The 15,017-nt window shown below is 62.9% G+C and carries 13 protein-coding genes, 1 tRNA gene and 1 riboswitch; of the genes, 3 read left to right on the forward strand and 11 right to left on the reverse strand.

All coding sequences use genetic code 11. The annotated features are described in order from the left end of the window. Positions 1–169: 169 nt before the first annotated feature. From IP83_RS01405 to IP83_RS01415, 3 genes are all read right to left on the reverse strand, one after another. Positions 170–556, reverse strand: a complete 387-nt coding sequence (locus IP83_RS01405; RefSeq protein WP_054120445.1) for a RidA family protein — start codon at positions 554–556, stop codon at positions 170–172. Between the two features lie 11 nt (positions 557–567). Then, complete coding sequence (locus tag IP83_RS01410) at positions 568–2,202, reverse strand: choline dehydrogenase (protein ID WP_054120425.1); 1,635 nt, start codon at positions 2,200–2,202, stop codon at positions 568–570. A gap of 89 nt (positions 2,203–2,291) precedes the next feature. After that, positions 2,292–3,584, reverse strand: a complete 1,293-nt coding sequence (locus IP83_RS01415; protein WP_054120426.1) for a bifunctional diguanylate cyclase/phosphodiesterase — start codon at positions 3,582–3,584, stop codon at positions 2,292–2,294. 138 nt (positions 3,585–3,722) lie between these two features. On the opposite strand from IP83_RS01415, the gene IP83_RS01420 reads away from it, so the two are divergent. Further along, positions 3,723–4,502, forward strand: a complete 780-nt coding sequence (locus IP83_RS01420) for an NAD kinase (protein ID WP_054120427.1) — start codon at positions 3,723–3,725, stop codon at positions 4,500–4,502. A gap of 90 nt (positions 4,503–4,592) precedes the next feature. After that, a tRNA-Asn gene (locus tag IP83_RS01425) sits at positions 4,593–4,667 on the forward strand. Between the two features lie 185 nt (positions 4,668–4,852). On the opposite strand, the gene IP83_RS01430 is transcribed toward IP83_RS01425, so the two are convergent. The 6 genes from IP83_RS01430 to IP83_RS01450 form a co-directional block, all read right to left on the reverse strand. Further along, positions 4,853–5,860 (reverse strand): DUF4402 domain-containing protein, encoded by a 1,008-nt coding sequence (locus IP83_RS01430; protein WP_082364406.1) that lies wholly within the window; start codon positions 5,858–5,860, stop codon positions 4,853–4,855. Position 5,861: 1 nt separating this feature from the next. Then, complete coding sequence (locus tag IP83_RS01435; protein ID WP_156309525.1) at positions 5,862–8,558, reverse strand: hypothetical protein; 2,697 nt, start codon at positions 8,556–8,558, stop codon at positions 5,862–5,864. A 26-nt stretch (positions 8,559–8,584) separates the two neighbouring features. Continuing rightward, complete coding sequence (locus IP83_RS01440) at positions 8,585–9,562, reverse strand: hypothetical protein (protein WP_054120430.1); 978 nt, start codon at positions 9,560–9,562, stop codon at positions 8,585–8,587. A gap of 20 nt (positions 9,563–9,582) precedes the next feature. After that, a complete protein-coding gene (locus IP83_RS19785) occupies positions 9,583–9,918 on the reverse strand; it encodes a hypothetical protein (RefSeq protein WP_156309526.1) in 336 nt (111 codons plus the stop codon). 77 nt (positions 9,919–9,995) lie between these two features. Beyond that, positions 9,996–10,523, reverse strand: coding sequence for a DUF4402 domain-containing protein (locus IP83_RS01445; protein WP_054120431.1), 528 nt, complete (start codon positions 10,521–10,523; stop codon positions 9,996–9,998). 375 nt (positions 10,524–10,898) lie between these two features. Next, the gene (locus tag IP83_RS01450) at positions 10,899–11,417 is read right to left on the reverse strand and encodes a DUF4402 domain-containing protein (RefSeq protein WP_054120432.1); all 519 of its coding nucleotides are present in this window, start codon (positions 11,415–11,417) and stop codon (positions 10,899–10,901) included. A gap of 678 nt (positions 11,418–12,095) precedes the next feature. Here IP83_RS01450 and IP83_RS19420 point away from each other — a divergent pair. Next, a complete protein-coding gene (locus tag IP83_RS19420) occupies positions 12,096–12,881 on the forward strand; it encodes a CHAP domain-containing protein (protein WP_082364407.1) in 786 nt (261 codons plus the stop codon). An 80-nt stretch (positions 12,882–12,961) separates the two neighbouring features. Here IP83_RS19420 and IP83_RS01460 read toward each other — a convergent pair whose 3' ends face one another. Next, entirely contained in the window at positions 12,962–13,285 is a 324-nt protein-coding gene (locus tag IP83_RS01460; protein WP_054120433.1) for a hypothetical protein, read from the reverse strand. A gap of 125 nt (positions 13,286–13,410) precedes the next feature. Then, on the reverse strand, positions 13,411–14,664 hold the full coding sequence (locus IP83_RS01465; protein ID WP_054120434.1) for a D-amino acid dehydrogenase: 1,254 nt from the start codon (positions 14,662–14,664) through the stop codon (positions 13,411–13,413). 211 nt (positions 14,665–14,875) lie between these two features. Then, positions 14,876–14,977, reverse strand: a riboswitch (glycine riboswitch). Positions 14,978–15,017 lie beyond the last annotated feature (40 nt).

Raw genomic sequence — 15,017 nt, forward strand, 5'->3', positions numbered from 1 at the left:
TCACACCGCAATGTCACACCGCAATGTCACACCGCAATGTCACACCGCAATGTCACCGCAATGTCACCGCAATGTCACCGCAATGTCCCGTAACGTCAAGCAGCGGCAGGTCGCCCCCCTTCCATGATCGCTACACCTTGTAAACTCCCCTTTTCGCGGAGGATCCCCCTCACCCCGCATGCGCAATCACATCGATCTCCACCATCAACTCCGGCAGCGCGAGGCTCTTCACTTCGACAATCGTGTCCGCAGGCCAAGGCGGCGTGAAATAACGCCGCCGCGCTTCCACGATCTTCGGGAAGTTGCCCATGTCGGTGAGGTAGATCGTCACTTTCACGATGCGGCTGCGGTCGCTGCCGCCCGCCGCCAGCACGGCGTCGATATTGGCGAAGGTCTGCGCCAGCTGCGCGTCAAAATCGCCGACGCCGACAATCGCGCCTTCCGGGCTGATCGCGGCCTGCCCTGATAGGAACAGCAGGCTGCCCACCTGCCACCCCGGCGAAATCGCATAAGGCGCCAGCGGATCGGGCTCCATGCTGATCACTTTCACGGTCATGTCGGTCTCCCTCATGCGGCGGCGGCCAGTGCCGCCCGCCCCCGGATGACGTCGGCGATCTTCTCGGCGATCATGATCGTCGGCGCGTTGGTGTTGCCGCCAACCAGCAGCGGGATCACCGAGGCATCGACGACGCGCAGGCCTTCGAGGCCGATCACCTTGCAATCCTTGTCCACCACCGCCATCGGGTCGGTCCTCACGCCCATCTTCGCGGTGCCGACGGGGTGGTAGATCGTCTCGCCCCGCGCGCGCACCCAGGCGTCGATCTCGGCGTCGCTCTGCACGTCTGCCCCCGGCCAGATCTCCTCGCCGCGATAGGGCGCAAACGCTTCCTGCGCCGCCACATCGCGCGCTATCCGTATGCCCGCGCGCACCACGCGGCGGTCTTCCTCGGTGGCGAGGAAATTGGCGGTGATGGCCGGATCGTCATAGGGATCACGGCTCCTGAGGCCCACCGTGCCCCGGCTTTCGGGCCTGAGTTGGCAGACGTGGATGGTGAACCCGTCGCGCTCCACCCGCACCTTGGCGTGTTCCTGCATGATCGCGATGACGAAATGGAGTTGCAGGTCCGGCCTGTCGAGATCGGGCCGTGATTTGAGGAAGGCCCCGGCTTCGAGGCCGTTCTGCCGTCCGCCGCCCTTGCCGGTCAGCAGGTAGTGCAGCCCCACCTTGTATTGCCGCCAGCCCCGGATCTGGTGGTAGAGCGACACCGGCTGCGTCGCCGCCCAGTTGAGCGTGACGTCGAGGTGATCCTGCAGGTTCGCCCCCACCCCCGGCAGCGCATGGACCGGCGCCACGCCTGCCGCCTTGAGCTTGTCAGCATCGCCGATCCCCGAAAGCTGCAGGATCTGCGGCGATTGGAACGCCCCCGCACACAGCAGCACTTCGCGCGAGGACTGCGCCGTCTGCACCGCCTTCCCCGGCCTGAGCGAATACTCCACCCCAGCTGCCCGCCTGTTGGCAATCACGATCCGGTGCACCCGAGCGCCCGTCACCACTTCCAGATTGCGCCGCGTGCCCATGATCGGCGTCAGGTATCCCCGCGCCGCGGACCAGCGCTGCCCGTCGTTGATGGTGAGCTGATAGCGGCCGAACCCTTCCTGGCTCGCCCCGTTGAAGTCCTCGGTATAGGGATGCCCGGCCTGCTGTCCCGCTTCGAGAAAGCTCCGGTAAAGCGGATGCGCCGATTGCTCGCCCCAGTTGACCTTCAGCGGCCCGCCGGTGCCGTGAAACGCGTTCTCGCCCAGGCAGTTGTCCTCCGCCTTGCGGAAATAGGGCAGCACATCGGCATAGGACCAGCCCTCCAGCCCCAGCTGCCGCCACTGGTCGTAGTCGGTGGCATGGCCGCGCACATAGACCATGCCGTTGATCGCCGAGGAGCCGCCCAGCCCCTTGCCGCGCGGGTGCCACATCCGGCGGCCGTCCATGTGCGGCTCGGGCTCGCTCCAGAAGCCCCAGTTGTGCTTGCTCTTCTGCTTGATGAGGGTGCCCACCCCCGCCGGCATGCGCACCAGCACCGAGGTGTTCGGCCCGCCCGCCTCCAGCAGCAGCACGCGCATGTGCGGGTCTTCCGACAGCCGCGCCGCCAGCACGGCGCCCGCGCTCCCCGCCCCGATCACGATATAGTCGAACTCACCTTGCGACATGCCGTTGCCTCATCCCGATTGCCCGGCGCAGGACGCCGGATGCTGGCACGGGAGGCTAGTTAAGCGCGCGGTTAAACGCAAGCTGCGGCTCAGCCCGCTGCCAGTGCTGCAAACTCGCTTGCGGCGACCGGACCCGCGCGCAGAAAGCCCTGGAACAGGTCGCACCCTTCCTCGCGCAGGATGGCAAGCTGCCCTTCGCTCTCGACACCTTCCGCGATGACCTTGAGCCCCAGTGCCCGCGCCATCGCGATCATGGCCGAGAGAATGGCCCGGTCCCGCGGATCGTTCTCGATATCGACGACCAGCGAGCGATCAAGCTTGAGCGCATCGAGCGGGAGCGACTTCAGGGCGCGGAAATTCGAAAAGCCGGTGCCGAAATCATCGAGCGCGACTTTCACGCCGATCCCTTCGAGTTCGCGCAGCGCGGCCGCGCAGGCTTCGAAATCGGCGATCAGGGTCTGTTCGGTGATCTCGATCGTCAGGCGCTCGGGGGCAAAGCCGCTGGCGGCAATTTCCGAACGCAGTGCCGCCGCGAAATCGCCCACGGCAAAGTCCTCGGCGGTCACGTTGAGCGACAGCTTGAGCGGCACAAGGCCCGGCCACGCTGCCGCCATCGCCAGCGCGCGCTTGCCGATATGGCGCGAAAGCTGCGCCACGTGATCGCCCCGGTCGGCGACGGCGAACAAGGTCTCGGCACAGATGCGTCCGAAGCCGGGGTGCTCCCACCGCGCCAGCGCCTCTGCGCCTGCCAGCGCGCCGGTCGCCACGCTGAACTGCGGCTGGAACAGCACCGCAATCTCTTCGCGGTGCAGCGCGCCAAGCAGATCGCCTTCAAGACTCGCCGCGCTGCGCCCCCGCGCAGGATGGCTTCCGTCCGCCCAGAGGACCCTGCGCCCGCTGCGGCGCTGCAGATCGCCGGAAACCTGATCGAGCCGGTCCAGCAGCGCCGCACCGCTTTCGCCCGGCCTTCCGCGCAGCAGCGCAGTGCGCGGAGCAAGGCTGAGCTTTTCGCCGTCGAGCACAAGCGGCCGCGCAATCGCGCGCCCCAGGGCTTCGGCAAGCCATTGCCAGCGCTCGCGCGAAAGCGCGGCGTGGCTGGCAACGAGAAACGCCCCGCCCCCCGCACGTGCCACGAAGGCCTGCGGCCCGAGCTCATCCGCCACGAAATCCCGGACACGCCGCGCGATCTCGACCAGCGCCAGGTCCCCGCCTGCCATGCCGTAGGCAAGGTTAACCGCTGGCAGACGCTGGAGGCTTACCATCATGGCCTGGACGAAGCCTGTCTCGCTCGCGCCATCGAGCCACTGCGCCGCGCCTTCGAGCCCCGGGAGGCCAGTCAGGACATCGCGATCATCGCCGGGAAGGAGCGTGGTGCCGTTCATCGCCGCACTCTTAGGCGATTGGCTTGGCGAAATCATCCTTGCTGTGCCATTTGCCATTGCACCACTTTGGGTCGCTCCATATCACGAGCCCAGCGGACGCGGATCGCCGTGTCCGCATCCGGAGGAGAGCGTTACCCTATGCCCGAAATCCCTCGGCTTGCGCTGCTCGCCTCTACTACCGACCGCGCGCAGGAAGCCGAAGCCGCCCTTGTGGCGTCGCACGAGTGGGTACCGCTCGAGGAAGCGGACATCGTCGTCGTGCTCGGCGGCGACGGGTTCATGCTGCAGACCTTGCACCACATGCTCGATACGGGCCGGGTGATTCCCGCCTACGGGCTCAACCTCGGCACTGTCGGCTTCCTCATGAACCGCCACAAGGCAAGCCGCCCGATTGCCGAACGCGTTGCCAAGGCGCGCGGCGTGGCCGTCGCGCCCTTGTGGATGGAGGCGACGACCCACAGCGGCAAGCAGTATTCCTCCTGGGCGATCAACGAAGTCTCGCTGCTGCGCGAAACCCGCCAGACGGCAAAGCTCGAAGTCTCTGTCAATGGCAAGGTGCGCATGCCTGAATTGTCGTGCGACGGCGTGCTGGTGGCGACCCCGGCGGGCTCGACGGCCTACAACCTGTCGGCCAATGGGCCAATCCTGCCGCTCGGCAGTGCGATGCTGGCGCTGACCCCGATCAGTCCGTTCCGTCCGCGGCGCTGGCGCGGGGCGATCCTGCCGGACAGCTGCGAGATCCTGTTCCGCTCGCTCGAGGCGAAGAAGCGCCCGGTGCTTGTCGTGGCCGACCAGAAGGAAGTGCGCGACGTCAGCGAAGTGCGGGTGAGCGCGGCGCGCGAGCATCGGCTGACGCTGCTGTTCGACAAGGGCAAGAGCCTCGACGAGCGGATTTTCGCCGAGCAGTTCCTGGCCTGAATTCCGGTGTGGATTTTTGCGCAATCAGGCGCTTGCCAAACCCGAAACGCCTGCTATTAGCGCGCTCCTGCCCCGGGCAACCGGGTCTGGTCCCTGATAGCTCAGCGGTAGAGCTCTCGACTGTTAATCGAGTGGTCGTAGGTTCGAATCCTACTCAGGGAGCCATTTCCGCTAGGCATGTCTCTTGACCGCCTGATCATCCTCCGTCCTGATGAGAACCCGGTCCATTTTAAGGACCGACAGATGAAGCGGACGAGGTTCCCGGAAATGGCACATTGTTGGCGTGCTGAGGGAAACGGGTGCAGCACTAAAGGCCGCTCGCTTTTTGCTTCGCCTTAATTTTTGCCGCATCAGTTGTATTGCACGGTCGTTGAGAAGGTGCCGCTATAGCCGCCGGCCTGCGTGCTCGATGCCATCGGAAAACTGCCACCTATCGTAAAGCCGAAGCTGCCTGATGATCCGATTGTTCCGCTCAAAGTCTGTGCTCCGCTGGCACTGGGAAGCGTGGTGATCGTTATGGGGGCCGATCCGGACGGCCCGTTCAGCGTGAAACTGGCGGGAACCGTAAGCGTAAAGCTTTGCCCGCCTTCGCCCGCCACCGAAAAGCTGGCGAGTGTTGCCGCGGGGCTCGCCAGTGCGGTGCCGCCAGAACCGGTGCCACTCAGTTTCACGGACGGGACTGCGGGGCTCAAGGCCACTGTCTGAGTGCCGGATGCGGGCAGCACCAGGCGGCCAAAGGATAGCGTCGCGGAATTGGTGAGCGTGATCGAACGCAGGACCGTGGCCGATGCCGTGCCGCTCCCCGTGCCCGTTGTCGCGCCGGTTGCCGAGGCGACGACGGATAACTGGCTGCTGGAGGTCCCCGTCGGGGTACCGGAATCGTCCGCCTTTATCGGGAAATCGTATCCCACGTAGAACGTCACGGTGGAATTTCGCGCAATCGCATTGAGCTTGAAAGTGGTCGGATTCGTGCCGGATGGGGTCGTGTTGAAGCTGGCCGTACCTGCCGTTGCGGTAAAGTTGGTGAGCGCGCCAGCCCGGTTGGTCGGTGTGCCAGCCGATGCGATCGAAATCGTCACCAACTTGTTGCACTGAGTGGAGGTGCCTGAGCATGTAACGCTGGCTACCATCGGCGAAATGGTGCCAGTCGTCATTCGCGTGGCGGAACCGGACACGGTGGTTACGGTGCCGAGGTTATCATCGACGCGGAAGGTTGTCGTCCCTGTCGCCGCAGAGACGACTGTACCAATGTTACCTACCGGCGAGACGCTGACCGAGTAGGTTTGCGCATGCGGGCAGGAGGCCTGGCCAAAAGCAAGCGTGATAGCAAAGAGGATCGTCGCAGACGCCTTCGACACGTCAGGTTTTCCTTTCGAACTCGATTTCGGCCAGGTTTGTCAGTGCGCGCCCATGGGTTGTGACATCAACCTCGACCGGCCTGATAAAGCGCATGTGCAGGCGCTGGGCTTGCTCGGCATCGAGTTCGAGATGGTAGCGGCCGGGCTTGACCGCCTCGAACAGGACCGCACCGTCGAATTCAGTCGAGCCGAACACCCGCTCTCCCTTGTCGGACACCAGCCAGACGTGGACGGCCGCGATGCCTGAAAGCTTGCCATCATTGCGTCTCAACTGAAGGCGGAACACCAGTTCGGATGTTGGAACAAGCGGATAGGGGATGCGCAGCACATCGCCTGCGCGGGCATTGTAACTCACGAACTGCGGCGGCGTGGCATAGAAGGTGGTGTCAATCTTCGAGGTATCGACGCGCAGGCGACCGCTATGCCCGTCACCGAGTCCTGTCACGAAGGCGTGCCCCGCGCTGTCGGTGGTCGCGTGCTTGCCGGCGCTCTCAATGGTGATGTCGGGCACGGGCTCCTCCCCGCGGTCACGCATTCCGTTTCCGTTTTCATCGACAAAGGCCTCGATCGCCGCGCTTGCGCCGTTGGCGGGTCCTGGTGGAGTCAGGCCATAACGCCGGCGGAACGGATTGAACGCCATGCCGATGTTGAACTGGAGACCAACCCGCCAGCGCTTCTGCTGGGTGGAATAATCACCCGACAAGGTCATGTCGGCGAAAGGCAGGTGTCCAACCACACCGGCCTGCAGCGTGAGATCCTTGACCTGCCCGAACGATTTGGCGACGCCGAGTCGCATGGCGTAGCGATCGGACAGGCTGCGATCCGCCGTTAGCGCGAGATCGCGCAGGCCTGCTCTGGGCGCGACATCGTAGTCCGCCGAACCGCGCAACTGCCAGTGATAGTCGACCAGCCGCGAAGCGGCGACATTGATGCTCATTTGCCGGTTGGTCACGCCCGCGCGCTCGGTACGGCTGTATTGGACGCCAAGCGCAGTGATCGTTCCCGCAACCAGCAGCGCCGAGCGAGCCTGCGCGTTCCAGCCCGTCCCGCCATCGTCAAACTGACTGCGATCCAGTTGCAACGAAATCGGCAGGCGCGTGCCACCAGGAATGGGAGCAGAGAAATCCAACGCGGCCTGACTGTAGCGACGCATTGCGCGCGACGGATCGAACTGGGCGATGTTTTCATCCTGGAAGCGGCCGCGGTATTCGCTCTCGCGCAGGAAATACGAGACCGGACCGAAGCGGCCGGCAAGGCTCAGTGATCCCGCTTTGCCGTGCTTGAAATCGGCGGCCGTATCGACCTGCAAAGCGGTACCGAGCAGCGAGGTGCGCAGACCCAAAGCTGCGATGCCGCGCCGTTCCCCGGACACCGTCGACCAAGTCCCGAAGGCAGCGGTTGCCGTGAGACTGGTCGAGATGCCATAGGCAAGGTTGAGATTGCCCCTCAGGCGGCCGCGAGCAAGATCACCCGGTAATTGCTGCGTCGGAAACTCGATCACAGACCGGTCCTGTTGCACCACGCCTGCATCGAAACTGAGGCGACCTTTTGGGAGCTGTCCACCGCCTACGCTGATCACGCGGGTCTGTTCTTGCCGCTCGCCATGGGGGCCATAGGCGACGATCCGGATGACGTTGAGACCGCGCACCACCGGCACGTCGATGAATTCGTACCGCCCCTGAACCGGCGTGTTCTGCCCGCTGCGCAGGATATCGTTAACGTAGAGTTCGACATCATACCCCAGCGGCAGTTCGCCTCGCAAAGTGATGTGATCGAACACGCTGGCATCGTCCTGATGGCGAGACGAGATCGCAAATCCGCGACCGCCCAGACTGCGCAGGCCCAGAGGCATTGTTGGCGTGTAGACGTCGCCGAGGCCAAGGAAGGTTGCATGAAGGGCGCCCAGCATCCGACCTTCCTCGGAGCGGCGCGAGAACACCGCGCGGGCGGCCGATGGCTTCCCGCGATCATCGGTTGCAAGATAGCCCGAAAAAGCGCTGTTCAAGACATCAAGGGACATCCGCCCCTCGAACCGGCTCACGAAGCCGCCACGGGCGTTATCACTTCCAAGTTCTCCGGAGATGTCGAAGCCGGGTCGACCGAGCATCCGATAATCGGAGCGAATGGCGAGAGTTGCCTCTTGCGCCAGCGCATCGACATCATTCACCGGACGCCGGGCGGCCCGCTCGCGCCGTGCCTGCAGCGGCAGCTTTTCCGTCGCCGTCAGCTTGATCGTGGATTCATCGCCATCGACAGCCACCTTGAGCGGAAGGAGCGCCTCGATCACACCGCGTTTCACGAAAATGTCGTTTGCACCAACCGCCGCCGCGTCTGGCGCAAGCGCAATCGTGCGCTCGTCGGTGCGGGCCAGGGCATTCGCAATGTCGATCGTGAGGCTACGCTGGCGCTCGCCGATCCGGCCGGTTGCTATGCCTTCCTGCGGCCTAACCTGGACATCAAGATCGAGCAGGCGCGCAAGTTCGCCCAGCGGGATCAGTGGGTCTCCGGGATCGCCATAAACCGCAAGCGAATCCGTAAGTGACCCGCCATCAAGATCGACCGCAAACAGCAGCAGATCCGAATTCTGCACCCTCGCGAGTTCGACCTTTACCGGGTCGGGATTAGACTGCGCCGAGACTTGGGCCGGTTTCGCGGCTGAGAGCGTTGCTGACGGAGTGAACACCGCCATGAGCAGCATGGCGGCGATCAATGGGAAGCGCGGGGTCACGGCGCATGGAACGTCCCTGATGCGGACGGCCCACCCGGTCGGCCCTCATCATCGGTGAATTTGATTGTCAGCAACTCGCCCTTGCGCGGTTCGCGCATCAGATTGACGTGAACCTGGCGGGCGGCGAGTTCGGAATAAACGCTGATACCGCGGACAAAGCCGATCATTTCAGCGTTTTTGCCTTCTCCTGCCCGGACTTCGATATTGCCGTAGATCGAACTCGTCCCGGTTCGACCGAGCGAGAATTGCAGGACTGCTGCGTTGGGAGCTGTGCCACCAGCGCGCGTTCCGCCATGGACGATCGAGATATCGCTAACGCTCGCCGCAGCAGACGTGTCGCCGCTCCGCACGATCAGCGGAATGCTGATACCGAAGACTGACTGCACACGCATCGAAAGCTCGCCCCGCTCGGTGGCGGCGGCGGCGTCGGCAGTCAGACCCGTGTCTGCATCGGGAAGCGTCGTTACGGTCAGATGCGTCCGGAATTCCATGGGCGTCGTCGCACCATCGGGTAGAGACGCGCGCAGGCGGATGGTCTTGCCCTTGCCCGGTTCAAGCAAGAGCCGGCTCGGCGTGGCAAGGATCATGTCGTGTGCCGATCGCAGGGCTTCTGCCGCGCCGGCTGCCGCACTTCCATGGTTGGCGAGCTGGCTTAACGGAACGATATCGCCATCTGCCAGCATAACGTTATCAATGAGCGAGACCTCGACCGTCGCGGCCTTGCTGCCCTGGTTGAACACGTAGATCGCTTCGGTGCGCTTGTTGTTATCGAAGATCACGCGGCGCGGCGTCAGGTTGATGCTGGCACCGCCGGGAGAACCGATCGTTACCGGGATTGCGGCTGGTGGGGCAGCCGCAGTCTGTGCGTGCAGCGGGATAGCCGATGCGAGGAGCGAACAGAGCACGATGCTGGCCGAGGCGGATTTGCGGGCTCGGCGCAGTGCCAGCGAGGAGTTTCGTATGGAAATCATCATGGCTTAATCGTGCCTGAATCTTAGTTAAATTGAAGTAAAATCAGGGAGAATCGACGGCCAAAAATACTGTCACTCTGGCTGTAATCGATGGGATTTCTGATATTTTCACGGTCATTCTGGCTGTAATAGCCAGATACCGATTGTTGAGGCAGGTTAGATCCGGCGAATTCCTGCTTTTTCTTCCGGTTATTATCCCGCGAGGAAGACAAATTGGTCAAATTGCTTCCGACCAGACTTGGGCTGACGACAAGCAGATTGAACGACGTTGTCAGCAACTGAAGCGGTTGCTCGAGGACAGTGGCTCCTACCGGATCTTCGATACTGGTCGTAGCCGAGGCGCTTGCGGGATCAGCCATTGCCGATTGCGGCAATGCCGCAAGGAGCATGGCTGATAGCCCCAAGGCGACCCCACGCCTGATGGCGGCGCACCGGGTCACTGGTAGGCAACGGTAACCGTAAATGTGCCCGAATATGCACCGGTCGTCGTCGTTGCCGTCGGAGCAAACGAGCCACCAACGTAGAAGGTAGCGCTGCCAGCTGCACCAAGCGAACCGCTCAGATTCGTGGATCCCGAGACGCTCGACGTCAGGGTGACGGCCATGGTACTGGACGATGGCCCGCTCATGGTAACGGTGGCAGGTACGGTCACGGTCACTGCCTGACCACCCTCACCGCTTACCGAGAACGCGGCGCGCGACGGGCTTCCGCCGGCAAGTGCGACCGCACCGCCCGAGGCCGCCACCGTATCGGCAGACGTACCGATCGTGACCGAACCGGTACCCGACGAAGGAAGGACAATGCGGCCAAACGCTAGGTTGGCCGAAGAGCTCAATGCCACAGGACGCAGCAACGTTGCGGAACTGGTGACGGTCGCGCTGGCCGATTCCGTGCCGGCATGGGCCTGCGTGGAAAACAGCAGTGTGCCCAAGGAGGCTGCAATGAGTTTGGAAAGGCGGTTCATGGGTTGATTCCAACTGTTTCAGGCTTAGGCGTTCAATGGGCCGTAAACCTTGCTGCAGAGCAGCTTGAGGCTGGGCTCCAGAGCATTGCCGTTAATGGCGCACACACCGAGAAATTCAGCGGATCCGCGCAGCATTGGAGCCGTGGGCGGAGATGCGCCATTTGCTTGGCAATCATCTCCGCTTGCGGCGCAAGCTGCGGGGGCACTGGTTTGCGCCTTGCGAGCAGCAGGCACCGCCTTGGTTGGAAGCGGCGCTTGCGCATGCACGGCGCAAAGCGGGAACGAAGAGGCTATGACGAGCGCAGACGCCCAGGCGGACCTCCGAACTGCAACGAAACACCTCATGATACCCCCCTCGTTCCCGCTTCGGCTTATTTATTGATACGCAACGTCAACCTGGAAGGTGCCAGTGTAGACGCCCGTCTTCGTCGTGGACGGAAGCGTAAAGCTGCCGCCAACGTTGAGCGCGGCCGTGCCGGTGTCCCCGAGAGCGCCCGAGAGCACCGTGCTCGTGCCGAGATCGCCGGACAGGGCGACATCGATCGTGCTCGTGCCATTGCTCATGGTGACCGTGGGCGGCACAACGATGCTGACGCTCTGAGCGCCTTCGCCACTGATGGTGAACTTGGCACGCGAGGTGGCGATGCCGCTGAGTGCAACTGCGCCGTTCGAGGCAACGATGCTGTCTGCAGCGTTGGTGATCTCCACGTTGCCCGAGCCGCTGGCCGGCTTGACGATGCGGCCGAAGGCCAGATCGTTGTTCTTGAGAATGGTGACCGGCTGGATGATCGTCGAGCTTGCGTCTGCCGTAGCGCTGGCGTTGTTGGCGGCGGCGTAGGCATGGCCAGCAGAAATCGCAGTGACAAACGCGGCTGCAATGATGGTCTTCTTCATGGCTATTTCCCCTAAAGCATTTTCTTCTGCTTCAGAGATGTCGACCAGATTTGATCGATCCAAAGCAGAACCATGCGGTCTCTGTGCGTGGTGAAACAGCCTATAGATGTCGTCCTCAAAATATCAGGTTTGCGAATTAAGCTAATAATTTGTAAATATACGGGAAATCTATTCAATTAGTTTCAAAATGATTTGAACAAAAAGGTTCTAATACGGCTAAATTTCCGGGGTTTGGATAAATGTGCAATCACTTTGGTAGTTAAATGAGGCATTTTACAGCCATTTTGATGGTTTATGTTCAATGCGGATGTTATGAAACTCGCTTTCCAAAATGGCTGGAGAAAACCGTTCCTCCGATTATCCATGATCGCAGCTATATCCAGCGATCGCCATCAATCACTGGCCGACATAACTGGCACTGCACCTTGCATGGATGGATGGAAGATTTGACAACGAGCGCTAATACCCAGCTCAACAAGCTAAGCAGTCTCCAGTAGACAACGTGGATCATGGATGAGTTCTTGGTCCCCCTGCTTGCATGCGGACATCGGGCAAGACGGCGCTTTTCCTGGGGAAACTGCCCTTCGCGAGGGTGTGACGAGCCGACCCAATCGCTCCGCACCATTGGTGAGGGGCTTTTCAAGTCGGGCTTTACCATGACTTGCAATACTTCCCGGCATGAACCGCTACGCTCTCGCTCTGCTCTTGCTCTGGCTCCTCGGTGCACCCTCGGGACCCTGCGTCGCCCGCGCCCTACCCCCGATTCGAATCCTCGAAACCAGCGGCGGCATCCCCGAGGAGGCCGCACTGCCTTACGTTCAGTGTGTGCCCTATGCGCGCAAGGTTTCGGGCATTCAGCTCTTTGGCGATGCGCATACCTGGTGGGATCAGGCCGCCGGCCGTTATGCGCGGGGAACTCTGCCCAAAGTTGGTGCGGTCATGGCCTTCCGGCCCCACGGTGCAATGCAACTTGGCCATGTCGCCGCAATCAGCAGGATCGTCGATTCGCGCACCGTGCTGCTGCGCCATGCGAACTGGTCCCTTATCGACGGACGGCGGGGTCAGATGGAAGACAATGTTCGTGCCGTCGATGTCTCGCCGAACAACGACTGGAGCGAAGTGCGCGTCTGGTACGCTCCGCTCGGCGGCCTCGGCACCACGCACTGGCCTGTTGCGGGTTTCATATACAACCGGAAGCCTTCGAAGAACGAGCAGTTCATCGCACTCGCATCCGTCGATCACGCAAAGAGGTCACCTGTCTCGCGTATCGGCTCCGATTTCTTGAGCGGCATCGTGCCCGAGGTGCAGCGAACGATAACGCGGCCATCCAACCATCGCGATGAGGACACGGAAGTTACGCACGGCCTGCGCTCGCAGGGACGCAGGTTCATCACGCCTGCCAACCTTTCGCGCGATCCTATCGGACGGATCATCGCAAGGGCCCAAAGCCAGTCATCCTCCTGAAGATCGACGTTCACATCGACGCGATGACACTCAGCCTGGGGCGGAGGCCGGTGAGACGCCGCCTTCACCACCATGGCTGCTCAGTGGACGGAGCCGATGCGCCCGTCGAGGATGGCGTCGAGCACGGCCGGATGCAGCGGCGCATCAAAGCGCAGCCACGCGGTGAAGCCGCTTGTCCAGTCCACCGTAGCGGGCCGCGCCTCAAGGCCCGGCAGCGTGATCCACACCATCACGCCTGGCTTCAGAGCCTCCATCGAATCGATGCGCGCCGAACGACAGGTGAGTTCGCTGAGCGCTACCTTGGCGCGCAGCACGCCGCGGCGGTAGGTTGCGGTGATCACCGGCCCGCGCGGCGGGGTGCCCCAGGGATTGGTATCCTCTCCTGCAACGTGCTTGACCAGCATGGTAAATGCTCCCTGCGCTGGATCCGCCGCGCGGATCTTGCAAGGAAGAACGGCCCGGCAACCCTGCCTTTTAGGTTTGGCAGGGTTCCGGGCCGTTCTCGTGGCTGTGACGTATGGGAGCGGTTTCAGGCCACGCGCAGCGCCGATGCCTCGCTGAGGGCGTGGTCGATGCTCGATGCGACCATTTCGGCAGTCACCGCGCTCAGCGTCCAGCCAAGGTGGCCATGGCCCGTGTTGTAGAACACCCGCGAGCGACGGCCTGCGCCAACGCGCGGCATCATGTCCGGCAGCATCGGCCTCAGGCCCGCCCAGGGCAGTACCTCTCCCACGCTGACCCCCGGAAAGAGCTGGCGGACCCACTGGACCAGCGGCGCGATGCGGTCCGCACGGATATCGCGGTTCTCGCCGTTGAACTCGGCGGTGCCTGCCACGCGGAAGCGGTCCTTGCCGAGCCGCGAGGTGACGATCTTGGCATCCTCGTCGAGCAGGCTCACCCACGGTGCGGCCTGCTGGCTCGCCTCGTCCCGCATCATAACGGTAATTGAGTAGCCCTTGACCGGGTAGACGTTGACCCGGTCGCCGACCATTGCGGCAAGCCGCCGACTGCCGACACCGGCGCAGATGACAAGCCCGTCGAAGTGGCCCACATCCTCGATGCGCGCATCGGTCAGGCTCGCCGTACGGATGGTGACGCCGCGGTCATGCACGGCGATCGCCTGCACGGCGCGATCGAGTTGCAGGACCGCCCCCTTGCGCTCGCACGCGGCGGCAAGGCCGCGGGTGAACTTGCAGATATCGCCGGTCGCGTCAGAAGGCGTGAAATATCCGCCGCAGTAGTCACCGGTGACGGTGGGATCGATCCGGCGCATTTCTTCGGGCGTGACCTGGAACCGGTCCAGCCCGCCTGCCCGCACGAGCCGGTTGGTGCGCTCAGCAGCGGCAAAGCTTTCGGCATTGCGGTAGATATGAAGGATGCCGCGCTTCTCGCAGTCGAAAGCGATGCCCTCGCGCTCCGCGATGTCGAACAGGTACTTGCGCGCCTCGATAGCGAGCCGGACGGTTTCGATCGTGTTGGCATCGTGCTTCGGGATCGCGCCGAGGAATTCGGCGATCCACGAAAACTTGTGCCAACCGGGACGCGGATTGAACAGGAGCGGAGCATCGCGCCGGGCCATCCAGCGCAGGCCCTTGAACACGGTGCCGACCGAGTTCCAGACCTCGGCATTGCTGGCCGAAAGCTGCCCGCCGTTGGCGAACGAGGTTTCCATGGCCGGGAGGGGCTGGCGATCGATGATGGTGACGTGATGGCCGCGCTCGAGCAGCGCGTAGGCCGTGGTAATGCCGGTGATACCGGCCCCGATAACCGCAAAATGCGACATGAGCTGTGCTCCGTGATGAAAGAAATGAGTGTGAGCCAGCCCGGATGGACCAGCGCGGCGTTCATTTCCCCATCTCTGTCGCTTGTGCCTGAGAGCTTGACCGTTTCGGCCTCACACGCCGACTGCGCGTGACCCTACCATCCGGCTTTCTCCGTCGGCGGATGGCCGCTCCGGGGTGATAAACCCGCCGCGCCATCACTCTCCAGAGTGTCAAGACCACACGGTTCCTGGTGCCTGAGAGTTTCCTGGGGGGTTGCTCCGTCGGCGCCGGATCGAAACACAGGTTTCTACCGGGCTCTCCCATGCGGTCGTCAAGACAATGGTTGCGGCATTCTCCTCTTGCTTGGCCGGTC

The organism is Novosphingobium sp. AAP93, assembly GCF_001296055.1.
Lineage (GTDB): Bacteria > Pseudomonadota > Alphaproteobacteria > Sphingomonadales > Sphingomonadaceae > Novosphingobium.

What these genes read in the sequence shown, in the direction of transcription:
- IP83_RS01450 (WP_054120432.1), bottom strand. Translation starts at nt 11,417, where the DNA reads ATGAAGAAGACCATCATTGCAGCCGCGTTTGTCACTGCGATTTCTGCT.
- IP83_RS01410 (WP_054120425.1), bottom strand. Translation starts at nt 2,202, where the DNA reads ATGTCGCAAGGTGAGTTCGACTATATCGTGATCGGGGCGGGGAGCGCG.
- IP83_RS01445 (WP_054120431.1), bottom strand. Translation starts at nt 10,523, where the DNA reads ATGAACCGCCTTTCCAAACTCATTGCAGCCTCCTTGGGCACACTGCTG.
- IP83_RS19420 (WP_082364407.1), top strand. Translation starts at nt 12,096, where the DNA reads ATGAACCGCTACGCTCTCGCTCTGCTCTTGCTCTGGCTCCTCGGTGCA.
- IP83_RS01420 (WP_054120427.1), top strand. Translation starts at nt 3,723, where the DNA reads ATGCCCGAAATCCCTCGGCTTGCGCTGCTCGCCTCTACTACCGACCGC.
- IP83_RS19785 (WP_156309526.1), bottom strand. Translation starts at nt 9,918, where the DNA reads ATGGCTGATCCCGCAAGCGCCTCGGCTACGACCAGTATCGAAGATCCG.
- IP83_RS01465 (WP_054120434.1), bottom strand. Translation starts at nt 14,664, where the DNA reads ATGTCGCATTTTGCGGTTATCGGGGCCGGTATCACCGGCATTACCACG.
- IP83_RS01435 (WP_156309525.1), bottom strand. Translation starts at nt 8,558, where the DNA reads ATGCTGCTCATGGCGGTGTTCACTCCGTCAGCAACGCTCTCAGCCGCG.
- IP83_RS01405 (WP_054120445.1), bottom strand. Translation starts at nt 556, where the DNA reads ATGACCGTGAAAGTGATCAGCATGGAGCCCGATCCGCTGGCGCCTTAT.
- IP83_RS01415 (WP_054120426.1), bottom strand. Translation starts at nt 3,584, where the DNA reads ATGAACGGCACCACGCTCCTTCCCGGCGATGATCGCGATGTCCTGACT.
- IP83_RS01460 (WP_054120433.1), bottom strand. Translation starts at nt 13,285, where the DNA reads ATGCTGGTCAAGCACGTTGCAGGAGAGGATACCAATCCCTGGGGCACC.
- IP83_RS01440 (WP_054120430.1), bottom strand. Translation starts at nt 9,562, where the DNA reads ATGATGATTTCCATACGAAACTCCTCGCTGGCACTGCGCCGAGCCCGC.